This window comes from Opacimonas viscosa (assembly GCF_024199005.1).
GTDB classification, from domain to species: Bacteria; Pseudomonadota; Gammaproteobacteria; order Enterobacterales; family Alteromonadaceae; genus Opacimonas; species Opacimonas viscosa.
This window is the reverse complement of record NZ_JANATA010000001.1, coordinates 1-15596: the sequence shown is the minus strand read 5'-3', so window position 1 is coordinate 15596 and position 15596 is coordinate 1. Positions and strand designations below refer to the sequence as shown.

The following is a 15596-nucleotide window of genomic DNA, read 5'->3' as shown; positions in this document are numbered from 1 at the left end:
TTACCCAACAATATCGTTGTAAGTCATTAATATATAATGACTTTTTTAATTTTTTCAATTGCAGAGGTATTATTTTGCGTTTACTCTATACCTTTATACGATTTTTTTAGGCCACCCTCTAAGGTCGCGGACAATAAAACCTATACTACTTATTGTCAATTTTTATAAGAGAGAATAAAGATGCAAAATGTTGAAATGAACTTTGATGGCTTAGTCGGGCCTACTCATAATTATGCAGGTTTATCCTATGGCAATGTCGCTTCTTTTTCGAATGCTAAAGGCGTCAGTCAACCTAAAGCGGCCGCGAAACAAGGTTTATTAAAAATGAAAACCTTACATGACTTAGGCTTGGCCCAGGGCGTTTTGGCGCCTCAGGCTCGACCGGATTTATCGGTATTAAAACGTTTAGGTTTTAGTGGTTCCGATGCGCAGATCCTTAACCAAGCGGCTAAATCTGCCCCTGCTATACTGGCGGCCTGTTATAGTGCGTCGAGTATGTGGACAGCTAATGCTGCCACAGTCTCCCCGAGTGCCGATACCCCTGATGGTCGAGTGCATTTTACCCCAGCTAATTTAACCAATAAATTTCATCGCTCAATTGAACCGGTTGTCACCGGGAACATATTGCGTGCTACATTTGCAGATCAACAACACTTTGTACACCACAACCACTTGCCTGAAAATGATCATTTTGGCGATGAAGGTGCAGCAAACCATACGCGTTTCTGTGCAGATTATGGGCAATCTGGCGTAGAGTTGTTTGTCTATGGCAAAACAGCTTTTGATATTTCAGCCCCCGCGCCTAAAAAATTTCCAGCGCGCCAAACTCTCGAAGCGTCGCAAGCCGTTGCTCGGTTACATGGACTCAGTACTGATAAAACTGTATTTGCCCTACAAAACCCTGATGTCATTGACCAAGGTGTCTTTCATAATGATGTTATCTCGGTGGGTAACCGCAACGTTTTGTTTTATCACGAACAAGCATTTGCCAATACCGAACATGTTCTCAACGAAATTCAAAGCAAAATGGGGGCAACGCACATGCACTTTATTTGCGTACCGACTGCTGCAGTATCCATTTTAGATGCGGTGAAGAGCTATTTATTCAATACTCAGATTGTCTCGATTAATGCCACTGATATGGCAATTATTGCTCCTATGGAATGTCATGACACACCAGCGGTAAAACGTTATTTAGACCAGCTCATCACTTTGGGGACACCTATCAAAGAAGTGCGTTATATTGACGTCAAACAATCTATGCAAAATGGTGGTGGTCCTGCATGTTTGCGCCTACGTGTTGCCTTGACACCCTTAGAACTAGCAGCGGTCAACCCCGAAACTAAAATGTCTGAGGCCAAATTTGCCCGCTTAAATACTTGGGTTGATAAGCATTATCGTGATGAAATCGTCGCAGCGGACCTAGCAGATATTTATTTACTCAACGAGTCATACGCTGCCCTAGACGAGCTCACACAGATTTTGAATTTAGGGAGTATTTACCCTTTTCAACAAGTGTAAACGTTGTAAATCTTGCTACTGGTTGACACCACAAAAGTTTAAGGGCCAGAAAAAAACACGGAATACTAGAAAAATGAGAGGATTTTGTTAGGCTACACACAATTACAACAATAAATAGATGTGTTATGACAGAATCTTCTCAACTCGATACTTCCCATAAATACTCGTTAACCGTAAGGATCTTCATTGGCATGCTGGCCGGTGCGGGCCTGGGCTTATTGCTCAATGCTTTGTTCGGTGATAGCGGTGATGCAAGTTTTAGCATGGGAGAATTCACATTTTCGACCAAAGGATTTTTGGTTGATGGAGTATTTGCTGCTCTCGGCCAAATTTTTATCGCTAGCCTAAAAATGCTAGTCGTCCCATTAGTTTTTATCTCTTTGGTTTGTGGCACAAGTAGTTTATCTGACCCAAGTAAACTGGGTCGGTTGGGTGGCAAATCTATTGGTTTATACGTCTTTACTACGGCCATTGCCATTACAACGGCGATTACTGCTGCGCTAATTTTTAAACCGGGAGCGGGTTTAAACCTAGCCACCGAAGCAGAGTTTACTGCCAAAGAAGCTCCTAGTTTAGTACAAGTGTTTGTCGACATGTTCCCGGCCAACCCGATTAATGCGATGGCGGAAGGAAACATGCTTCAGATCATCGTCTTTGCTGTTATCGTCGGTTTAGCACTTTCTTTAAGTGGTGCGCCAGGCGCTCGGATTAGAGCCGCTTTTGAAGATTTAAATACTGTCGTTATGCGCATTGTGACGATGATCATGAACTTAGCACCCTATGGTGTATTTGTCCTGATGGCAAAACTGTTCGCCACGATAGGTTTGGAAACGATTTTAGGTCTAGCAAAATACTTCTTCTTACTTTTATTTGTGCTAATCGCGCATGGCTTAATTACTTATCCAATATTGTTAAAAACATTAAGTGGTTTAAGTCCGCTTATGTTACTCAAGAAAATGCGCAGCACTGCAGTATTTGCGTTTAGTACCTCAAGCTCCAATGCCACCCTACCGGTGACCATGGATACCGCCCAACATAAATTGGGAGTGAAATCGTCTGTGTCTAGTTTTACGATTCCACTCGGTGCGACCATTAACATGGACGGAACTGCTATTATGCAAGGCATTGCAACGGTGTTTATCGCTCAAGTGTATGGTGTCGATTTATCCGTAACTGATTTCCTCATGGTCATCCTGACAGCTACCCTCGCGTCTATCGGTACCGCAGGTGTTCCAGGTGTAGGGCTCATTATGTTGGCGATGGTTTTACAGCAAGTGAACCTACCGGTTGAGGGTATTGCGTTGATTATAGGGGTCGATAGATTACTCGATATGACCAGAACTGCAGTCAATGTCACTGGCGATTGTATGGTCGCATGTATCGTTGCTAAAAGTGAAGGTGAACTAGATGAGACGATTTATAACGACCCTGATGCCGACAAACTGACTTAGTCATTCGAGTTTGGGCCATGACCCAAACAGGTTAATGTAGGTGTTGAGCCGCAACAGTGTTTGCGGCTTTTTTGGCTGGATACAGCGTGGCTAGAAATGCGAGGAATAAGGCAATGGCCGCCGTCAATAAGACATCTTGGAACTGTAAGCTCGTCGGTAAATAAGAAATAAAATACATTTCACTATCTAACACAGTAGTGCCAGTGAATGCTTCCCATTGATTTAACAAATGAGGTAAAGATAAACTGATAACAATACCTGAGAGACAGCCCCAAAATACGCCATAGAAACCGTTTATCATACCTTGGAGAACAAATACTCGAGCAATGAAGCTCTCCTCAGCCCCCATAGTTTTTAAAATAGCGATATTTTTTTGTTTGTTTTTTACTCCCATCATCAACGAGGAAACAATATTGAAGCTCGCTACGGCAATGACTAAGATCAACACGATATAAACCACTACTTTGACTAATTGAATGTCTTGATACAGGTGTCCATGAGTTCTCGTCCAATCACTCATATATACAGCCTGTGGAAAATCATAGCCGATTTGATAGGTTAGCTGTGGTGCTTGGTAGGCATCATAATAATAAATTTGTACACCTTTTGCGCCAGACGCTATTTCTAAAACATCGGAGACGCTAGCTAAATCAGCTAAGACTAAAAAATTATCGGTTTCGCCGCCAACGTTAATTTCTCCTCCCAAGATCCCATTAAATATAGTTGGCGCTTGAAAAGACATTGTGGGCTTTGCATTATCTGCACTCGCGCTAGATGGAAGAAGTAAACGAATAACTTGTCCTGGTTGTAGCTTAAAGTTTTTCACCAAGGTTTTGCCCATATAAAAGACCGGTAACGGTGCATCTGCAAGACGATGTGGTTCGATGTCAGTATATGCAGTGGTGAATTGTGCCAAAGGATGCTGGTCAATCCGTACCCCCAACAAACCGATCCCATGCATACTATTCCCCTGTTGCAACATACCAGGGCTTTGTGTCACTGGAATCGCCTGTTTGACGAAAGGATAATTATTTAGTTGCTCGACTTGGGTTACCACATTTTGGATCCCACTATTATCCACAGAATAAAGCTCACCATGAGCAATACTAGACAGCACTTTATCTTCCAGTGCTTCACTAAAGCCATTCATGACGGAAAGTAAAATAATCAGAGCCGCACAGCCTAAACTGATCCCCCAAATGGAGGCTTTGGTGATAAAGGAAGTGAACCTGCTGTCCTGTTGTTGCTTTCTAAATTCTTTGGCCAGACGCCACGCCAAATCAAAAGGTTGCTTCATAACTCAGCCATCTTACCGCTCGTCAACGTCACTTGTTTATCACATTTAGCCGCTAACTGAGCGTCATGTGTCACAATGACACTGGTCATATTATATTCAGTTTTTAACTCGAGTAATAACGCATAAATAGCCAGTCCAGTGGCATTATCTAAATTGCCCGTAGGCTCATCAGCAAATAAAAGTTCAGGTTGATGTACCATCGCGCGGGCAATTGCTACTCGTTGACGCTCACCACCTGATAATTGACTCGGGAAATGTTTTATCCGATGGGCCAGTCCCACTCGCACCAACATAGCCTGAGCAGTTTCTTCAGCTGTGCTGGTTGACTGCCCTGCAATAAGGAGCGGCATAGCAACATTTTCTAAGGCCGTAAACTCAGGTAAAAGGTGATGAAACTGATAAATAAATCCAATATTTTTATTGCGCCACTGGGCTGCTTTGGCTTGATTGAACTGATGAATATTTTCATTATTAAACAATACCGTGCCTGATGTAGGCGTGTCTAAGCCACCCAAAATATGTAAAAACGTACTTTTCCCTGAACCAGAACTACCAACCACAGCAACCGATTGTCCTTGGTCTACCGTCAAATTTACACCTTCAAGTACCGAAGTGATATTTTCACCATCGGAAAATTGTTTGGCAAGATCAGTACATTGCAATAACGACATAAAAAATAACATCATGGTAAATAGATAGTCAAAGAATACCAAAAGGTCTGTATTTAAGACACTAATTTATCTAGTTAACCATTTGATAATATTGGACTAACGACACGGCGACTGAGAGTGTAAGACATTTCTCACGAACTTGTGCTAAACTTATCTCATAAAATATTACTAGGAAAGCGCAGTATGTCTTCAACCTTTTTATTTTCTCCACTAACGGCTCCTCACAACCAGCCTAATAAAATGGCTTTAGTCGTATTAAACAGTGAAATGAAGGCGCGTATCCAATCCCTGAGACAAAACCTGGTCATTCATGAAGCAATTAGCACTTCCATTGAGTTTACTGGTGTATTTATCGAAGCCCTAGAGCCCCTCATTACCACGAGTGACGATACCATAGAAGAATTGATAGCATGGTTTACTGAACACACGTTACCTATTGAGTCGGGCGTACTTACTATTTTGACTAATGGTATTACTGTTTCTGGCATTCCAATTGGAGCAAACACGCCAGCTCTGTTATCAAGTGATATTATTCCTTATACCTTCCTCGAAAAAGACCAAGCCATTGTGTCTTTATTACCCAAACAACATATTTTTGAAAATGCTGAAGTCCTTCTGCAGTAATTAGTCAAAAAACTATCTATTTAGCAGAATAGAATTAAACACTTTAAAAACAATTATTTAACTTTAAAAGCTTACCGTTTTTACGGTTTTCATAGTTCCTAAATCTAACTAATATGATTGCGAACTTAATCGATTAAGACTAAACTAAAACTTCGTTAATACAATGTTAAACAGTTATGCTGGAGTTTACCTCTTTTACATAACATTGCTACGTCAGGGAAAAACAATAATGAACAATCAACAAAAACCAACTATGTCATTTTGGCAAGTATGGAATATGTGTTTTGGCTTCTTTGGGATCCAATACGGATTTGGTTTACAACAAGCTAATCTCAGTCCAATTTTTACTTATCACGGTGCTTCTTACGACCAACTCCCCTTACTATGGCTAGCTGGCCCAGTGACAGGTTTACTCGTACAACCTATCATTGGTGCTATCAGTGACCGTACTTGGTCACCTCGATTTGGCCGTCGTAAACCGTTTTTTATGTGGGGCGCTTTAGTTGGTAGTGTCGCCGTTTTGTTTATGCCCTACGTGCCTGAGTTATGGATGGTAGTAGGTTTGTTCTGGATCCTTGACGCAGGTATGAATACCGCCATGGAACCTTACCGAGCGATGGTGGGTGATATGGTGAATCGCCAGCAACGTCCTTTCGCGTTTGCCCTACAAACATTCATGATTTCCGGTGGCCAAATTTTAGCGAGCCTCATGCCGGTCATTTTATTGTTCTTTGGTATTTCAGCGGTGACTGATGGTACTGAAATCCCAGATATCGTGACTTATTCTTTTGTTATCGGGGTGATTGTAATCTTGATTACTGCGTCATGGTCATTTAAAACAACGCAGGAATACCCCCCTGAAAATGTGGCAGAATTCCACGCCGAGAATAAAGGCAAAGCACTAAAAAGTATCATCCCTGATATTATTTCTGGCTTGCGTGATATGCCTAAATCGTTGCGTCAACTTTGGTGGGTGAAACTAGCAACCTGGTTCGGACTACCAATGATGTGGCAGTATTTATCATTATCAATTGCTTATCACGTGTACAACGCACCTACACCAGATGCACCTGGTTTTGCCGAAGGGACTGCCCAAGGCGGAACCGCGTTTGCAGTCATGCACGCTACCACCTTAATCTGTTCGTTTTTCATCGCCCGTTTCGTACACAAATTTTCAGACCGTTTAGTGTACTGTGTCACCTTAATTATTGGTGGTATTGGTTTCTTGAGCATGCAACTCACCACTGACCTGACATTGACACTTGCATGTATGGCACTAGTGGGTGTGGGTTGGGCAGGTGTTATTACCATTCCATTTATTATGTGTGCCAATGTCGCACCAGTCGCTCGCATCGGCATTTATATGGGACTATTAAACGCCATGATTTGCTTACCTCAGATCCTAGAAATGGTCTCTATCGGTCTAGTTTTTGAATCTTTGTTAGGTGGTGATCCACGAAATGCATTAGCTCTATGCGGCATTTTATTTGTAATTGGTGGTTTATTAGCCTTGCGTATCAATACCGCCGAAGACTCTGCTCGCTCATTAAGTGAAGAACAAACTCAACAATCATAAACACGAGAAAATTTTTATTATGAAATTACAAGATATCAAGCGCGAATGGTGGAAAGAAGGTGTGGTTTATCAAATCTATCCGCGCAGTTTTCAAGATTCAAATGGTGATGGGATTGGTGATCTGCGTGGGATCATTAACCGCCTTGATTATATACAAAGTTTAGGGGTAGACACTATCTGGTTAAACCCTATCTATTCTTCACCGAATGATGACAACGGCTATGATATTTCTGACTACCGCAATATCATGTCAGAGTTTGGCGACATGGCTGATTTTGAAGAACTGTTGGCTGGGATGCATGAGCGGGGCCTAAAAGTCGTAATGGATTTAGTCGTCAATCACTGTTCAGATGAACATGAGTGGTTCCAACAAGCGAAAACCTCACGGGATAATCCGTATTATGATTACTTCCATTGGTGGCCTGCAGAAAAGGGGACACCACCGGTGCGTTGGAGTTACTTTGATCCAGAAGCCAATGCGTGGCGCTATAATGCGGCTACGGATTCATATTACTTGCACTATTTTGCTATCAAACAACCAGATTTAAATTGGGAAAATCCCAAACTACGTGCAGAAATCTACGACATGATGCACTACTGGTTCAAAAAAGGCATTGACGGTTTCCGTATGGACGTTATTACCTTCATTTCCAAACATGACGGTTATCCTGAATTTCCAGTGGAATTCCATGGTGACAAGATGATTGATATGTATGCCCAAGGCCCTCGCCTGCATGAGTATCTGCATGAAATGAACCGTGAAGTACTGCAACATTATGACTGCATGACTGTAGCTGAAGGACCAGGTACCCATACTGACAATGTATTAGCCTTAGTGGATGAAGACCGCCAAGAACTCAACATGAACTATCACTTCGACCATCAACAAATTGGCGTCGGTCCACGTTTTATCGTGAATGATGATTTTCAAAACTTAGTCAAATTTAAACAAATCATGTCTGAGTGGGATGCAGCCCTTGCCGATAAAGGCTGGAATACAGTGTACTTTGGCAACCATGATTTTCCTCGTATGGTCACTCGTTGGGCATCAGATGCACCAGAGTATCGTCGCTACGCCTCTAAAATGCTATCGACCTATCTGTTAACGATGCGCGGTACGCCGTATTATTACATGGGTGATGAAATCGGTATGTCGAATATCAAATTTGATAATATCGAAGATTACAAAGATATAATGACGATTAACTGGTATGAGCTGACCAAGGCCGAAGGTGGTGACTTGGATAAATTTATGGAATCTCATAAACTGTGTGCTCGAGACAATGCTCGTACGCCGGTTCATTGGGATGATACTGCTCATGCAGGGTTCACCACTGGTGAGCCATGGATCAAGGTGAACCCGAACTATACGGACATCAATGTCGCAGCCCAAGAAAACGATCCTGATTCCGAGCTTAACTACTTCAGAGCATTAAACGCATTGCGCAAAGCCAATTTAACGGTCATCTATGGGCGCTATGACTTGTTGCTACCTGAACATGATGATATCTATGCGTATACAAGAACTTTGGATGATGAAGTAGTGTTAGTACTACTCAACTTCTCGGCCAATGCACACCGGTTAGATATAAATGCGCTAGTAGATAACGTTGGCCCTGCAACAAGTATGTTATTGGATAATTATGCTCACCATGCTGAAGCCTCTGAGATTGGCTATCTACGGGCCTATCAAGCACAAGTGATAAAGCTTTAAACGCTGATTTTTAACCAAAAAAAAACCGCTCTGATGAGCGGTTTTTTGTTGCAAACTGTGATTAGTAAGCAATTTTGACGGTATAGTTACCGACGTACTCACCATCGATATAGTCTTTGTTACCTTCTATTTTCAATGTAGCACCAACCGTAAATACCGCACTACCATTTAAATCAGTTCCGATTAACCCATCAGTTGTCACTGCTGTAGTTTCACCATCTTTTAATGCTTTAAACGCTAACAATGTAAATTTACCATTATCATTAGGAGCACTTGGATTTGTGAGTTCGGCAGCTGAATCAGCTGGAAGTGTGATCGTCAGATCTGTAAATGATGCTGCATTTGCCACTTCAAAAGAAGCTGGTGAACCATCCACGATTCTCTTGATTGAACCGCCAGTATCAGCATCTGAGGTACCTTCTGACAATGTACCATCTGGATTGATGATCAATGTCGGGACTGTTGCCGCGTCATAGGTACCCGATGCTTTAGTCACTGTTAAAGTACCAAATGTTAACGGGGCCGTTTCCGCAAAATCAAATGCGTTTTGCACGGTTACTGTTGCTGTGGAAGAAACCGATTCTTCAGCAAAGGCCGAAGCAGAAACTACAACTGAGGTCGCTAAAAGAGCGATACTAATTTTATTACGTTTTAACATGGAAATCTCCGTATAATTCAACTTGTCCATTACATCATTAACGCTTTCATTCACGATAAATCCGTATTCTTTAAGCAATAAATGCTGTTTGAAATACGCATTTATTGAAAATTGTAAGATTAATAATCTTGCTTACAAAACCTTATCGACAAATCTCATTTTTCCTAAAACATTTTTTTAAAAAAAACATAAATACCTAGATTTAAAGCAACTTAAGGCTCTTTTGCGCTAAAATTTGTCCTGAAAACTCTTTCTCTCCCTCTAAAAGGACCTCCAGAGTTCCCTGTTGTTTAGGTAGCTCAGTATGCCAGTTTAATGTTTTTGTTATGGTGTTCGTATCGGTAAAGAAATTAAATCCATTTAAGGTGGCCACATTAATTTTTTCATCAGAGCCTTCTGGTGAAAAGTACGCTTTTAATCTGCCAGTGGTACTCATACCTCCTTGTCTTGATAACGAAACCACTAATTTTTTGATATTAGGTTGTTCTGTTGCAGATAGCTCTACCTTGTCTATGTTGGTTTGCACATCCAAATCTCCATGTCGCAGTATAACGGGGATGGAATAACTTAATAAAAGGTTTAACTTCATTGACATACCTCCAGACTGGCTAGTACTTTTTTTCGGTGCATCCGGTAGCGCAGTAAACGTTAAATGGGAGCGGTATTCTTGCTCTTGCATATTTGCAGACCGTCTAGCCATGACTTTGATCACTTGTCGCTCCCCAGGTGCTAAAGTCACCTGTCTCGGCGTCAGTCGCATATATTTACTAGCAACCGGAAAGGTATCCATCTCTTCTTCGGTCAAGGCCTGATACGCACCATTGTCGTTGACTTTCTGCTCGGTCCACTCAACCCTATAGGTATTAGTTTTATCACTGGAGTTAATTAACGAAACCGTTTGGACTCTGTCTCTCTCACCAAAGGCTAGTCGTGTCGGAGAAATTAACAGACTGGCTTCTACTATATTGGTAAATACCATGGTCAGTAATAATATTGTGGTACTAAAGATTTTCATATCTTAATCCTTGATTGTTGAAAATTAATATTGGAACAATAGACGCAAACGCATCGTATAATCGGTGTCAGCATAGTGCCCTCTACTAGAACCGGAGTTTAATAAGGTACCACCGAACGTAATTTCGGCAGAGCCATTACCTTCAGTAACAACAACGTTACTTACATTCACAGCCGCGAGTTCAAAACTTTCTGGTGACACCTTGGTAGACGTGGTCCGGGGTTGAGTAATTCGTGCAGATACATAAATCTCAGCACTCGGGGCAAACTCAGTTAAGAGGATCTCACCTGGGTGACCTGGCGAAATCACCAAAAAATGATGACTATGTGAAATATTACCTAATGCGTCGATATCTATATAACCTTGTGAGGTATTGTCTTTCACAACAATATTGCCAAAATGAATATGCCGTACTAGCTCAATTTCTTGCGCGTTTACAGCATGTATCACTGCTCCATTAAAGAGCCAAAGGAGCATACACATCATGACGCTCTTCACAAAGCCTCCCCATTAAAATGGGTAATACGACAATATTGAGAATTTGCTTTTAACGTGGAACAAAAAGCTTTTGCTGCCTGCTTGTTTTGATAAGGTCCCACCCTGAGACTGTAAAAGGTGGTTCCATTGATACTAACATTGCGCACGACGCCACCTTTTTTACACAATTCAGGATAGCGTTTAACGATGTTATTCCAACCTTCCGGTAGTTTATTGGAGAGTTTAAACGACGCTATATGGACGCCAAACTGAGTCTCATCCGGTTGAATCGGTTGTGGCACGCATTGGGTATACAACTGACTGGGAAATAATCGAGGCAAACTCCGAATATTGTCAGTACTTAACGGGGATGAGACATTGACAAAATTCCTTTTATCTTGCAACTCACGTAATTGCGTCACGGTACCAGACGAAGCGTTTGGCTTATTACTTGGTCTCTCCTCAGGCTCAGTAACTGGAGTAACCTCTGTTGCTTGGGCCACGGTGATTTGTGGTATTTGCTCCACTAAATCCTTTGTTTTACTGGCTGCTTTTTTTGCTTGCTCTGCCGCTTGTATGGTTTCTTCTAACGTAGGAAGTATGGGAGCAGGCTCAGTAATCATTTGAGTCGGTTTACTTTCTTGCACACCAGAGTTAGCGATGGTGTCAGTATTTGCGGGTTGTTGTGGCATCGGCTCTAGATTGGCGATTTGGTCCATCAATAATCGTAAGTCACTTTCTAGCGCCACTAATCGTTCTATAGCGGGTTTTACGCTCTGATATTCCTCTAGATGAGAGTGTAATTCCTCTTTTATAGCTTGCTGCTTCAACTTAAAGGATAACGTTGGCGCTGGGCTTTCTGTACTAGCACACCCAGCGATACTTAAAATAAACACGAATATGGTGAATAAATACTGAGGTTTTATGGGTATATTTATTTGCATATCTTTTTCCATTTTATTGTACTTCCATTGAATATTTTTGTACTGAACAGCTAATTTTGTTTTTTTGTAATACTGAGCATTGTTCTAAAGCATCTTGTTTTTCATCGAACCATTGTAAGCCAAGGTGCGTTCCTCCTACATCCTCTTCTCGATTTACTGGCGTGTCTAACTGATTAATAGTAACCTGAAAAGGATTGTAGTTTGCCAACTCTTGGGTTTGGCTTTGGAGTATATTCCAATAGGTTTGCATCCCTTCGTTTGATGCAAAAGTACCTAAAGACACAATATATTTATCATCGAAAATCCGTGGTTTCAATACAAAATCCTGACCACTAGCAATCTCTCCTTTGGTATCTAAGGAAACATACCTAGCATCAGGCATTTTGATATTTTTATCTCTTAGATAATCAGCATCGATACGAATACTATATTCACCTGGTAATACTTCAGTGAATAAATAATATCCATCAAACTCACTTTTGACCGTTTTTACTATTTCATCTTTTGTATTTACTAGGTTTACTGTTCCATAAGATAGTGTATTGATGTTGCCATTTTCTTCGACAAAAAGAGTGCCATCTATCTCACTGGAATAGACTAATGGTATTGAAATGACTTCGACATAACCGGCTCTGGAGCGAATGGCAAATTTATTTTGACTAGGAACTAAATAAGGGTCAGGTAAGGTGGTTAAATCAATCTCAATATCGGAAACTTTATGATGTGGAATACCAGAGATGATGGCCATGCCCTGTGTATCGGTCACTCCAGAACGCAGACCTTGTACAGCTTCTACTTTGACATTTTCCAAAGGTGACTCATGAGCATCAAAGTTTCCATTCATATTCTCATCAATAAATAATTGTGCAACGACACTTCCCCTGGAGGCCATACTTTGGCGTTCCAACACAAACTGCTTCGAATCGTCCAAAAATGACATACCAAAACGCAAAAACATACTGGCGTTCCATCCCGTTGCATCAGAGTGTGTCAGCTTTGAAGATAAATCAAACAGGTCTTGACGCCAACGCATATCTAAATTGATGCGGTTTTGATTAGTCGAGGGAGTATGTTGAAGAGTCAATTTAGATTTTATATCATCCGTAAAGTCATAAGAGAACTGGGTGGTTATAGAGGAGAACTCACCTAAATTCAGATCAAAATTTGACTGTAATATCGTGTACACAGGACCCAAAAGACGCTGAATATTGAAGGATGCTATATGTTCTTCAAACACTTCTGAATCGTTTTGCACTTTGTTGAACGACGTATCTGCACTAATAGCAGTCCCCAATATATTGGTTCCAATACTATTAATCACACTGGTATTTTGTTCACCCAAACTATTGCTCTTGTAGTCCACTCTATTTTGATAAGACAGCTTTGGCATAAATGGTAGTTGTACCCGCCCAGATACAATCGTGTTGAGATTCTTACTGGTGATGTTTTGGTCACTTTCAGCATCAATAACACCACTGTCAACAAAGCCAATCGTGCCAGAAAACGCATGTTCACCCACATTTGTTCTGATAGTACTGGTCAACATATTTGCACCGAGGTCGTTAGCAGAAAAATTAATGCCTAGTAATGCGGTATCAAAAAGATGAGTGCTCGCACGTAACGATAAGGAGTTTTGATCTGCATCGCCACCAAACTGTGAACTGAGTCCGGTACTGAACAGTATTTTCTCTCCAATAACCGTATCGTAAGTACCTGCTGCGAGATACCCAGCGTTACTATCAATATCTCGCACACCTAATAAAGTCTTATCCAGCGCATTAAATGAAAAATCAAAGACGCCATTATTGGCATAAATAGATTTATCCAGAACGCGGGTGAACTGTTCTTTTCTAATCTGTCCTTGAGGACCATAAAACACTAATTCGAATTCATTGGTCCCAAATAGTAGCGGTATATCATCAAATTCATATCGCCCATCCTCTACTTCATTCTCACGATCAAGTAAAATGCCATTGCGATATAATTCAACATCCCAGCCCACCTTCATCGCACCTGAGACAGACGTTGTGTCAATACTCTGTATTGCCCCAATCTTACGGTTTGATATGGAAAACCCTTGAGATAAACGACCGGATGTTCCACCTGTAATGCCTTTGGGAGCAACATCACCAACAGCGAACTGCGTCGCACCTATACCCAATAAATCACCGTCTACCGATTCTTTAGAAAAGGATAAGCGACCATCATTGAGGACTTTTCGATCGTTACCTGAATAAAAGTATTCGGTTTTCATGAAAGCAAAATCTTGTACACCCAACAATGAATAACTATAACGAGTATCCGTTTCTGACTGGGATACACTAATGACCATATCTTCTGTAATAGGAGAAACAAGTTGATAACCATTATCACGCAAAACGTGCTTGGCTTGTTTGCGATTTGTTATGGTATTGGTCTCGCGATTTCTTCGCGCTAACCTTGCTTGGACGGGTAACTGATTCTGTGGTGATAATCGAATACTCAATCCGACATAATCATATTCCACGCCAATACCAAACCAGCGACTCATGGTACTGGTATCGATATAAACATCGTCAAAATCGACTTGATAACTAGCTACGGGTAACGCTATTCGTTCACCGCTGACAATGACATGCGAGTTTTCCGGAATTTCTTTATCGATAGACAAACGAAAAGTATTGTCTTCATTGATAAACCAACCACTGTAGTTTATGACGGGTTCATCGAGTGTGTTCTCAAGCTTTATCGCTAAATCAAGCGCTTTAACGTATTCATTAAATCCAAGTCTGGCTCCCTTCTGTGCTTTAAAACCAAATATTTCGCCTAGCTTTAAATTATCCACTATCAGGGCAAAAATTAACTCTTCGCCGTTAGCAAAACGCGCACCAGGATCTTTCAACGCTTTTATGACAGGATGAATTTCTTCGATTGCGGCATATTTTTGACCCAAGTTTTTTAGCGCTTGAAGCAATGCTGGATTCGCCTTTAATGAAGGGGGCGTCCGTTTTTTTGGCTCTGCAGTCTGCGCACAAACATGCCCTACTGAGCCTATAACAGTCAGTAGTATCATGGTTATTGGCAAACCTCTATACGCCACGTCTTCATCATCCTTGAAAATATTCATGACTATATGCTCTATTTATACTTTTCCACGTATAAAACATCCAACATATAGACAACAATCTGACACTTTAGTCAGAAATTCATTAGTGAATACTCAGTTTGCAAGAAATGCACCAGACTAGTCCAAAGTAGCGATGAATAAATGAAATAAAGAAAAGTTTATGGGAAAAGCGCGTCGCACAAGAAAAGCCAAACCATGTTCCCTATGTGGGGAGAGTGCAGAGGTTTTATTTCGTATTAAGAACCAATCTGATACACCATGGCTATTTGCTTGTAAAGATTGTCAAATAAAACAACAGAGATTACAGGCCTACCAGTATGGGGGCACTTGGAAAAGTAAGAAAAGAAATTAGGGGTATAAAAAGGTCACAAAATGGCGGAGTGGACGGGACTCGAACCCGCGACCCCCGGCGTGACAGGCCGGTATTCTAACCAACTGAACTACCGCTCCGGCGATTATATAACTTTGAGTGTAAAAGTGGCGGAGCGGACGGGACTCGAACCCGCGACCCCCGGCGTGACAGGCCGGTATTCTAACCAACT

The 15596-nt window shown here is 41.4% G+C and carries 13 protein-coding genes and 1 tRNA gene; 6 read left to right on the top strand and 8 right to left on the bottom strand.

Annotation, left to right across the window (positions count from 1 at the left end):
• Positions 1-180: 180 nt before the first annotated feature.
• Both astB and NLF92_RS00060 read left to right on the top strand, forming a co-directional pair.
• Positions 181-1521 (top strand): N-succinylarginine dihydrolase, encoded by a 1341-nt coding sequence (gene astB, locus NLF92_RS00065; protein ID WP_254097594.1) that lies wholly within the window; start codon positions 181-183, stop codon positions 1519-1521.
• Positions 1522-1646: 125 nt separating this feature from the next.
• A complete protein-coding gene (locus NLF92_RS00060) occupies positions 1647-2972 on the top strand; it encodes a dicarboxylate/amino acid:cation symporter (protein ID WP_254097592.1) in 1326 nt (441 codons plus the stop codon).
• Positions 2973-3003: 31 nt separating this feature from the next.
• On the opposite strand, the gene NLF92_RS00055 is transcribed toward NLF92_RS00060, so the two are convergent.
• Together NLF92_RS00055 and lolD are read right to left on the bottom strand one after the other, a co-directional pair.
• Entirely contained in the window at positions 3004-4269 is a 1266-nt protein-coding gene (locus NLF92_RS00055; protein ID WP_254097589.1) for an FtsX-like permease family protein, read from the bottom strand.
• Complete coding sequence (lolD, locus tag NLF92_RS00050) at positions 4266-4940, bottom strand: lipoprotein-releasing ABC transporter ATP-binding protein LolD (RefSeq protein WP_254097587.1); 675 nt, start codon at positions 4938-4940, stop codon at positions 4266-4268. Before lolD ends, NLF92_RS00055 begins: the two co-directional genes overlap by 4 nt.
• 183 nt (positions 4941-5123) lie before the next feature.
• Between lolD and NLF92_RS00045 the strand changes: the two genes are divergently transcribed.
• The 3 genes from NLF92_RS00045 to NLF92_RS00035 all read left to right on the top strand — a co-directional run bounded on the left by NLF92_RS00045 (position 5124) and on the right by NLF92_RS00035 (position 8854).
• On the top strand, positions 5124-5564 hold the full coding sequence (locus NLF92_RS00045) for a hypothetical protein (RefSeq protein WP_254097585.1): 441 nt from the start codon (positions 5124-5126) through the stop codon (positions 5562-5564).
• A 229-nt stretch (positions 5565-5793) separates the two neighbouring features.
• Positions 5794-7140, top strand: coding sequence for an MFS transporter (locus tag NLF92_RS00040; RefSeq protein ID WP_254097583.1), 1347 nt, complete (start codon positions 5794-5796; stop codon positions 7138-7140).
• Between the two features lie 19 nt (positions 7141-7159).
• The gene (locus NLF92_RS00035) at positions 7160-8854 is read left to right on the top strand and encodes a glycoside hydrolase family 13 protein (protein ID WP_254097581.1); all 1695 of its coding nucleotides are present in this window, start codon (positions 7160-7162) and stop codon (positions 8852-8854) included.
• Positions 8855-8915: 61 nt separating this feature from the next.
• Here NLF92_RS00035 and NLF92_RS00030 read toward each other — a convergent pair whose 3' ends face one another.
• The 5 genes from NLF92_RS00030 to NLF92_RS00010 all read right to left on the bottom strand — a co-directional run bounded on the left by NLF92_RS00030 (position 8916) and on the right by NLF92_RS00010 (position 15054).
• Positions 8916-9512: a DUF4402 domain-containing protein gene (locus NLF92_RS00030; RefSeq protein WP_254097579.1), complete on the bottom strand. Its 597-nt coding sequence runs from the start codon at positions 9510-9512 to the stop codon at positions 8916-8918.
• A gap of 202 nt (positions 9513-9714) precedes the next feature.
• The gene (locus NLF92_RS00025) at positions 9715-10527 is read right to left on the bottom strand and encodes a fimbrial biogenesis chaperone (protein WP_254097577.1); all 813 of its coding nucleotides are present in this window, start codon (positions 10525-10527) and stop codon (positions 9715-9717) included.
• A 24-nt stretch (positions 10528-10551) separates the two neighbouring features.
• Positions 10552-11004, bottom strand: coding sequence for a hypothetical protein (locus NLF92_RS00020; protein ID WP_254097575.1), 453 nt, complete (start codon positions 11002-11004; stop codon positions 10552-10554).
• A 17-nt stretch (positions 11005-11021) separates the two neighbouring features.
• Positions 11022-11948, bottom strand: a complete 927-nt coding sequence (locus tag NLF92_RS00015) for an SPOR domain-containing protein (protein WP_254097573.1) — start codon at positions 11946-11948, stop codon at positions 11022-11024.
• Between the two features lie 13 nt (positions 11949-11961).
• Positions 11962-15054, bottom strand: a complete 3093-nt coding sequence (locus tag NLF92_RS00010; RefSeq protein WP_254097571.1) for a hypothetical protein — start codon at positions 15052-15054, stop codon at positions 11962-11964.
• A 160-nt stretch (positions 15055-15214) separates the two neighbouring features.
• On the opposite strand from NLF92_RS00010, the gene NLF92_RS14375 reads away from it, so the two are divergent.
• The gene (locus NLF92_RS14375) at positions 15215-15406 is read left to right on the top strand and encodes a DUF8622 domain-containing protein (protein ID WP_489886388.1); all 192 of its coding nucleotides are present in this window, start codon (positions 15215-15217) and stop codon (positions 15404-15406) included.
• A 21-nt stretch (positions 15407-15427) separates the two neighbouring features.
• Here the strand turns inward: NLF92_RS14375 and NLF92_RS00005 are convergent.
• Positions 15428-15504 (bottom strand) — tRNA-Asp (locus NLF92_RS00005).
• Positions 15505-15596 lie beyond the last annotated feature (92 nt).

Coding starts and splice junctions, on each gene's coding strand:
- lolD (WP_254097587.1), bottom strand. CDS start 4,940: ATGTCGTTATTGCAATGTACTGATCTTGCCAAACAATTTTCCGATGGT.
- NLF92_RS00055 (WP_254097589.1), bottom strand. CDS start 4,269: ATGAAGCAACCTTTTGATTTGGCGTGGCGTCTGGCCAAAGAATTTAGA.
- NLF92_RS00030 (WP_254097579.1), bottom strand. CDS start 9,512: ATGTTAAAACGTAATAAAATTAGTATCGCTCTTTTAGCGACCTCAGTT.
- NLF92_RS00025 (WP_254097577.1), bottom strand. CDS start 10,527: ATGAAAATCTTTAGTACCACAATATTATTACTGACCATGGTATTTACC.
- NLF92_RS00010 (WP_254097571.1), bottom strand. CDS start 15,054: ATGAATATTTTCAAGGATGATGAAGACGTGGCGTATAGAGGTTTGCCA.
- NLF92_RS00015 (WP_254097573.1), bottom strand. CDS start 11,948: ATGCAAATAAATATACCCATAAAACCTCAGTATTTATTCACCATATTC.
- astB (WP_254097594.1), top strand. CDS start 181: ATGCAAAATGTTGAAATGAACTTTGATGGCTTAGTCGGGCCTACTCAT.
- NLF92_RS14375 (WP_489886388.1), top strand. CDS start 15,215: ATGGGAAAAGCGCGTCGCACAAGAAAAGCCAAACCATGTTCCCTATGT.
- NLF92_RS00020 (WP_254097575.1), bottom strand. CDS start 11,004: ATGCTCCTTTGGCTCTTTAATGGAGCAGTGATACATGCTGTAAACGCG.
- NLF92_RS00040 (WP_254097583.1), top strand. CDS start 5,794: ATGAACAATCAACAAAAACCAACTATGTCATTTTGGCAAGTATGGAAT.
- NLF92_RS00045 (WP_254097585.1), top strand. CDS start 5,124: ATGTCTTCAACCTTTTTATTTTCTCCACTAACGGCTCCTCACAACCAG.
- NLF92_RS00060 (WP_254097592.1), top strand. CDS start 1,647: ATGACAGAATCTTCTCAACTCGATACTTCCCATAAATACTCGTTAACC.
- NLF92_RS00035 (WP_254097581.1), top strand. CDS start 7,160: ATGAAATTACAAGATATCAAGCGCGAATGGTGGAAAGAAGGTGTGGTT.